3 protein-coding genes are annotated in these 3430 nt (G+C 50.9%); all 3 read right to left on the bottom strand.

What is annotated here, in order from left to right; genetic code table 11:
* Positions 1 to 1776: DEAD/DEAH box helicase family protein (locus tag RM811_RS17540; RefSeq protein ID WP_402526915.1), on the bottom strand; the 1776-nt coding region annotated here is incomplete at its 3' end.
* Complete coding sequence (locus tag RM811_RS17535; protein WP_402526913.1) at positions 1680 to 2846, bottom strand: DUF4145 domain-containing protein; 1167 nt, start codon at positions 2844 to 2846, stop codon at positions 1680 to 1682. The genes RM811_RS17535 and RM811_RS17540, both read right to left, overlap by 97 nt.
* 353 nt (positions 2847 to 3199) lie before the next feature.
* The coding region (locus tag RM811_RS17530) for a hypothetical protein (protein ID WP_402526912.1) at positions 3200 to 3430 on the bottom strand (231 nt) is incomplete at its 5' end.

Raw genomic sequence — 3430 nt, 5'->3', positions numbered from 1 at the left:
CGGAGTGGGTGGCGGTGTAACATCACCTTCCATCAGATACATAATGCCCCGAAGGCGAGTACGAGCATGTTCCAGATCGGCAAAGCTGGCGTTATGCCACCAGTCCAGCTCCCGTAGCTGATTTATAATCTCACCCTGCTGCTGTACCTGTGCCAGATGGGGTGGTAGCTGATCCAGCTTCTGAACGATAATCGACCACTGTTTTTCCAGCCCGCCTTTGTTGGTATAGAGCGCGGTTTGAGCGGTGATCATATCCAGATCAAAACGCATGGCGTTCCCCTGGCCACGAACATCCACCCACTGCATTAATGGCCCGATCTCATCTAACAGTTGTTGCTGAGTCTGGGGGGCAAACTGTTCCAGTACTTTCTGGTCATTCAGCCGGGCGCGGGTCTGCCACTTTTCCTGTACGGCAATGGATTTTTCATCCAGTGCTTCCACCTGCGCCTGTAACTGTTTGGCAATAATGGTCAGACTGCCCTGTTCAAACTTCTTCTGGGCAGCTTTGGCCAGCTCTATCCAGGCTTCCAGTCGTTTTTGCGCAAGAGGTTTACCAGTGGTGGGTGTGGCTTCGGGTGGTTCCTGCTCAAAGTATTCAAAGTTGCCCCAGTGGTCGAAGATGCGGAACTTCTTTTTATCCTGACCGGGGCCAAACAGATCTTTACACAGTCGAGTTCCCCGGCCAATCATCTGCCAGAATTTCACCTTGGACTTTACGGGCTTGGCAAAGACCAGGTTCACTACTTCAGGAACATCGATGCCGGTATCCAGCATATCCACCGAAATAGCGATGGTCAGTGTTTTGTTGGAACTGAGGTCGCCGCCTTTGAAGTCTTCGATCAGTTGCTCTGCCCTTGGATCATAGTGATCAATCACCTGACAGAACTTACCGGCAAACTGCGGGTACATTTCATCGAAAACACTTTGCAGCACCACCGCATGTTTGTGGTTGCGGGCAAAGACAATGGTTTTACCGGGAAGCTGTTCGTCCTGGTCACGAATACCGTGTTCCATCAGGTTGCGGATAATGGCCCGGTTGGTATCCCGGTTGAAGATCGCCTTGTCGATGGCTTTGGCATCAAACTCCAGGGTATTCGGATCGATGCCCTGCTCTTCCAGCTGGGCAATCTGCTCATCACTGATGTTGTCTTTTTTAATGCCTTCCCGCAGAAACTGGGTGGTGTGGGTTATCACCTCGAATGGCGTCAGGTGTTCGTCGTTTATTGCCGCTTCCAGTGAATATTCATAGGTGGGTACGCGTCCTTCACAACCAAACAGACCATAGGTAGTGTGGCCGATCATATCCACCGGTGTCGCCGTCAAACCTACCTGAAGGGCATCGAAATATTTGAACAGGTCACCGTAGACGTTATAGATGGAGCGGTGGGATTCATCCGCAATGATCAGGTCAAAATAGCCCACATCGTACCGGTCCATAATGTTCATCATGCCCGGGTAGATGGAGATGAAGATGCGGGAGGTATCCTGGTACTTTTTATCGCTACGACCCACGACATAAATGGGGTCGCTGACAAATTCATTGAAGGCATTTCGTGCCTGTTTGCGCAGCTCTTTACGGTCACAGAGAAACAGTACCCGTTTAGCCCAGCGTGCATCCAGCAGTCGTTTGGACAGGGCAATGGCGACACGGGTTTTACCGGTGCCTGTGGCCTGAACAATCAACGCCCGACGGTGTTTATCTGTGAACCGTTCACCGACACGGGCAATGCTTTCCAGCTGATACAGACGACCGGCAATTTTGGTATCAACAGGCACTTCCGCCAATGGTCGGCAACTGGCGCGTTGTTGTACCAGGTAAGCCAGACTTTCCAGACTGTAAAAGCCAAACAGTTTTCTTGGTGGATAGTTTCGGGCCGGGTGTTCATCCCAGATATAGATGTCATAACCATTGGTGTAGAAAATGACGGGCGCTGACCATACTGTTTTTCCAGCCAGTCAGCATAAAGCCGGGCTTGAGTACGCCCTTTTTCCGCTGATACCCGGGTTCGTTTAGCTTCTACCACAGCCAACGGTTTGCCATTGTTATCCCAGAGGACATAATCCGCATAGCCATCACCACTTGGGGTCGGCTGCTCTTTAACCGGATGCTCCTGAGTAACCTGAGCGGTATCTTTTACCTCTTCCGCCACATCCCAACCGGCAGCGATCAGGCGGGAATCGATAAGACGACGACGGGTTTCTGCCTCATCCAGCTCCAGAATGTTAGCGGCCTGCTCATTCTTCTGCCGCAGGGTTTCCATTCGCTGCTGAAATTCATCCGCCTTCTCTTTCTGTAACTGCAGCTCACGAAGAATGCCCATCTCGCGCTGTTGTGCTGCTTCCAACTCTTGTTTGGCTTTTTCCAGCTCCGCCTGTTTTTTCAGGAGTTCTTTGGCACTGAGGATGGTTTTGCTGCCACCGGCGGGAGGCTCCGGCAGTTGGAACTTATCCATATCATCCGCATGGCCATTGCCATAACGAAGGTAGATCCATGCCCCAATAATAAAAGCTTCTTTCAGCAACCACTGGGCATCCGTTGGTTTAATCGGGTCACCATGAGCCGCCCGGTTGCCATGAATGCGCAGGGCGTCCATCTTCATCAGAATGGCTTCGGGAATGGTACTTTGAAAGGTATCGGCCTTGATCAGGTCATACAGGCTGGAACGATAGCCCTCTGGCAGACGCTCCTGACGATAGAGCCAGCGTACGATCAACTCCAGATAATTACGGAGCTTAACCAGACAAACATCCGGATCGGTGTGGACAAATTCTTCTGCTTTAACGCCGAGATTAGCCAGTTCTGGCCAGTGGCTGCGGAGCATTTCAAAGTTCAGGGATTTTTCCATGAATGACCATCTTATAATCAGTGTGTCGGCCTGACAGGGGCATCGTAGTTAAACGACAAATCATGCATTCTATCCATAAGAGGGCTGCCGGTTCCATACCGTGAGGTGCTATTGATGGTGGTGATGAATATTATATGAAGAGTGGGATACCCGTATGTCGGTTTTTTTACGGGCAATTTTTTTTAGCGGGCTTTGGCAGGTGAAGGTCAGAAATAACGCCGTGTTTTATCTATCCCCCCTCATGAAACACTTGCTGATTTAAGCCACCAACTGCGCATGTGAAACCCTACGACTACCAATCGGGCAGGTACGGGACTCAATGTCCAGCATACGGGGTAACTCCCCCCCCCTTGCTAATTACCCGGCAATAGATTTGAATCCGGATAAACAGTAATATCAGTGTCGGGTAGATCGTCAGCCTCAGGGCCGAATATCTGGATAAAGTTAACACTGGTTTCCTCACCGGCTTTCTGCTGGTAGTCACCATCCATCTTGTTCAGTTCGGCAATAGCAGCTGTCGCAGCCCTTGGATTTCTCATCCGCAGTTCACCCTCATCACCTGCCACCGGATCACTACAGAACTG

The sequence above is a fragment of the Endozoicomonas sp. genome, assembly GCF_031844845.1.
GTDB lineage: Bacteria > Pseudomonadota > Gammaproteobacteria > Pseudomonadales > Endozoicomonadaceae > Endozoicomonas.
The sequence above is the reverse complement of the archived record's forward strand: the minus strand, read 5'-3'. Positions and strand labels throughout refer to the sequence as shown.

Bases quoted from the DNA above. Each gene is read 5' to 3' on its own strand.
- RM811_RS17535 (WP_402526913.1), bottom strand. From the start codon at position 2,846: ATGGAAAAATCCCTGAACTTTGAAATGCTCCGCAGCCACTGGCCAGAA.